Source organism: Mycobacterium sp. (assembly GCF_049585075.1).
In the GTDB taxonomy this organism is placed as follows: domain Bacteria; phylum Actinomycetota; class Actinomycetes; order Mycobacteriales; family Mycobacteriaceae; genus Mycobacterium.
The window spans coordinates 1-3,360 of the sequence record NZ_JBAUZA010000264.1 but is presented as its reverse complement, the minus strand read 5'-3'; the positions used below and the strand labels follow the sequence as shown (position 1 = coordinate 3,360).

Here is a 3,360-nt window from a genome sequence, read left to right as displayed (position 1 = left end):
CACCCCGGCTCGGGTGCAGTCCGCGCTCGACGAGGGGCTGGTCGTCCTGGTCGCCGGATTCCAGGGCGTCAGCCAGGACACCAGGGACGTCACTACCCTGGGCCGCGGCGGCTCGGACACCACCGCGGTCGCGCTGGCCGCAGCTCTGAAGGCCGACGTCTGCGAGATCTACACCGATGTGGACGGGATTTTCAGCGCGGACCCGCGGATCGTTCCAAATCCGCGGCGGCTGGACACGGTCACGTTCGAGGAGATGCTCGAAATGGCCGCCTGCGGCGCCAAAGTACTGATGCTGCGCTGCGTGGAATACGCACGCCGCTACAACATTCCGGTGCACGTCCGGTCGTCGTACTCGGACAAGCCAGGCACCGTCGTCACCGGATCGATCGAGGACATACCCATGGAAGAGCCCATTCTGACCGGCGTCGCACACGACCGCAGCGAGGCCAAGGTGACCGTCGTCGGCATCCCCGACCATCCCGGCTACGCGGCCAAGGTGTTTCGCGCGGTCGCCGACGCCGACGTCAACATCGACATGGTGCTGCAGAACATCTCCAAGATCGAAAACGGCAAGACCGACATCACCTTCACCTGCCCCCGCGACAGCGGCCGGGTGGCGGTGGAGACGCTGGATGCGCTGAAAGACGAAATCGGTTTCAGCCAAGTACTTTACGACGATCACATCGGCAAGGTGTCGCTGATCGGCGCCGGCATGCGCAGCCATCCGGGGGTCACCGCCACGTTCTGCGAGGCGTTGGCCGGCGTCGGGGTCAACATCGACCTGATCTCCACGTCGGAGATCCGGATCTCGGTGCTGTGCCGGGACACCGAGCTGGACAAGGCCGTCGTTGCCATCCATGAGGCCTTCGGGCTGGGTGGCACTGAAGAGGCCACGGTGTATGCGGGGACGGGACGGTAGATATGGGCGCGAATAGCGCGTCAATAGGTGTAGTAGGCGCCACCGGCCAAGTCGGCCAGGTGATGCGCCGGTTGCTCGACGAGCGCGACTTCCCGGCAACCAACGTGCGGTTCTTCGCGTCGGCCCGATCGCAGGGTCGCAAGCTGACCTTCCGCGGCCAGGAAATCGAAGTCGAGGACGCCGAAACCGCCGATCCGACTGGTCTTGACATCGCGCTGTTCTCCGCCGGCGGGGCGATGTCACGTGTGCAGGCACCGCGGTTCGCGGCGGCCGGGGTGACGGTGATCGACAATTCGTCGGCCTGGCGCAAGGACCCGGACGTGCCGCTGGTTGTCTCCGAGGTGAACTTCGCGCGCGACGCGCATCGCCGGCCTAAGGGCATCATCGCCAACCCGAACTGCACCACGATGGCCGCGATGCCGGTGCTCAAGGTGTTGCACGACGAGGCCCAGCTGGTGCGGCTGGTGGTGTCGAGCTACCAAGCCGTGTCCGGTACCGGGCTGGCCGGGGTCGAAGAACTTCTTACCCAGGCCCGTTCGGCCATCGACGACACCCCCGAGCAGCTGGTCCACGACGGCAGCGCGGTGGCGTTCCCGGAGCCGAAGGCTTACGTCGCGCCGATCGCATTCAACGTCATCCCGCTGGCCGGGAAGCTGGTCGACGACGGCTCCGGCGAGACCGACGAGGACCAGAAGCTGCGCCACGAGAGCCGCAAGATCCTGGGCATTCCGGACTTGCTGGTCAGCGGAACCTGTGTGCGAGTTCCGGTGTTCACGGGCCACTCGCTATCGATCAATGCCGAATTCGCTCAACCACTTTCGCCGCAGCGCGCCCGTGAACTGCTTGACGGTGCACCGGGGGTGAAGGTGGTTGACGTGCCGACGCCGCTGGCTGCTGCCGGTGTCGACGAATCGCTCGTCGGCCGGATCCGTCACGACCCCGGTGTGCCGGACGGACGCGGCCTGGCATTGTTCGTCTCAGGCGACAACCTGCGCAAGGGCGCGGCGTTGAACACTATTCAGATTGCCGAGCTGCTTGCCGCTGAATTGTGACCCCCGGGTGCGTTTCTAGTCGTCTAACCCTTATGGTCGCGTGTTTACTTGTTGTGCAAGGTGTTTCGACTGCACGTGCTGATCCACCCGCTCCGATGCCGGAGCCGGTGCTGCAGCCGCTGGCGCCGGGTCAGGTGATGCGGATTGGTCCGACTGCCGGGACCGGCACGCCTACCCGCGACTACGGCATCGGCGCCACCGACCTGTGCGAATTCATGGAATTTCCCACCGATGTCGTGCAGGTCTGCGGCGACAGCTTTGCTGGCCAGGGCGTCGGCTTCGGAGGCTGGTTTTCGCCGATCGCGCTGCGGGTTGACACCTCGTCAGTCGACGACCCGGGCGGGGTGCGCTACACCGGGGTCACGGGCGTGGGAGAGCCACTGCTGGCCGACCCGACGCCGGTAGGCGAATCGCAGTTGCCCGCCGGAGTGGTGCAGATCAACCGGCAGAACTACCTGCTGGTCACCACCGTCAAAGACCTGAAACCGCAGACTTCGCGGCTGGTGAAAGCCCAACCAGTACAAGGGCTTTGGCAGACTCTTCCCGGGTCGGTTCGGGATGCATCCTACCTGAGCGGTCAGCAGACACAGATCAGCGGCTACTACGACCCCATACCCACGGGAGAGTCCCCAACCGGATGGGTGTACATCGTCGCCGACAACTTCGATCGCAGCCAACCGGCGGTGCTGTACCGAGTGGCACCGGAGAACTTCGGCGACCGATCCCGTTGGCAGGGCTGGGCGTCCGGTCCCGACGGCGGTTGGAACAAGGCGCCGACCCCCCCAACCCCATTGTGGGGTGACGCGATTGGCGAGATGAGCTTTCAGCAGATCGAAGGCAAGGCGGTGCTGTCGTATTTCAACGCCAGCACCGGCAACATGGAGGTCCGGGTGGCCGACGACCCGACGTCGCTGGGTACCGCGCCGGTGACCACCGTGGTGCAACACGACGACTGGCCCGATCCCGCGGAAAGCCTGCCGCCGCCGGAAGACAATCGGCTGGCGCAGCCATACGGCGGGTACATCTCGCCGGGTTCGACGTTGGACGAATTGCGGGTGTTCGTCAGCCAGTGGCATAACAGCGATCCGCGGGCGCGGGCGCCGTATCGGGTCATCCAATTCGCCGTCAATCCATTCAAACCATGGTCAGAACCGTAACCTCGGATCACCCGATCGCAATCAGTTCTGTTCGGGCCTGGTCGATTTGGTCGTATGCGTAGGTCGTCATGGCGGTGGTGGTCATGGTTTCGCCTTTGTGGGCGAGCGACTCGTAGGTCTGGTCGCCGAGGATGTCGCGCAAGTGAGCGATCACGGTGGTGATCTCGGGGATCGCCGACGCAGAGAAGTGACTAAGCGCGAACCCGGCGATGGTGGCCGCCGGTTCGTAGCG

General features: G+C 65.0%; 4 protein-coding genes. 3 read left to right on the top strand and 1 reads right to left on the bottom strand.

What is annotated here, in order from left to right:
• The 3 genes from WB785_RS12450 to WB785_RS12440 all read left to right on the top strand — a co-directional run.
• Positions 1-919 (top strand): aspartate kinase (locus WB785_RS12450; RefSeq protein WP_424079542.1); only part of this gene is annotated, 919 nt, incomplete at its 5' end.
• A gap of 2 nt (positions 920-921) precedes the next feature.
• On the top strand, positions 922-1,971 hold the full coding sequence (locus WB785_RS12445; protein ID WP_424079540.1) for an aspartate-semialdehyde dehydrogenase: 1,050 nt from the start codon (positions 922-924) through the stop codon (positions 1,969-1,971).
• Positions 1,972-2,003: 32 nt separating this feature from the next.
• Entirely contained in the window at positions 2,004-3,128 is a 1,125-nt protein-coding gene (locus tag WB785_RS12440; protein ID WP_424079538.1) for a DUF4185 domain-containing protein, read from the top strand.
• A gap of 7 nt (positions 3,129-3,135) precedes the next feature.
• Here WB785_RS12440 and WB785_RS12435 read toward each other — a convergent pair.
• On the bottom strand, positions 3,136-3,360 hold a 225-nt coding region (locus WB785_RS12435), incomplete at its 5' end, for a hypothetical protein (RefSeq protein ID WP_424079536.1).

What these genes read in the sequence shown, in the direction of transcription:
- WB785_RS12440 (WP_424079538.1), top strand. Translation starts at nt 2,004, where the DNA reads ATGGTCGCGTGTTTACTTGTTGTGCAAGGTGTTTCGACTGCACGTGCT.
- WB785_RS12445 (WP_424079540.1), top strand. Translation starts at nt 922, where the DNA reads ATGGGCGCGAATAGCGCGTCAATAGGTGTAGTAGGCGCCACCGGCCAA.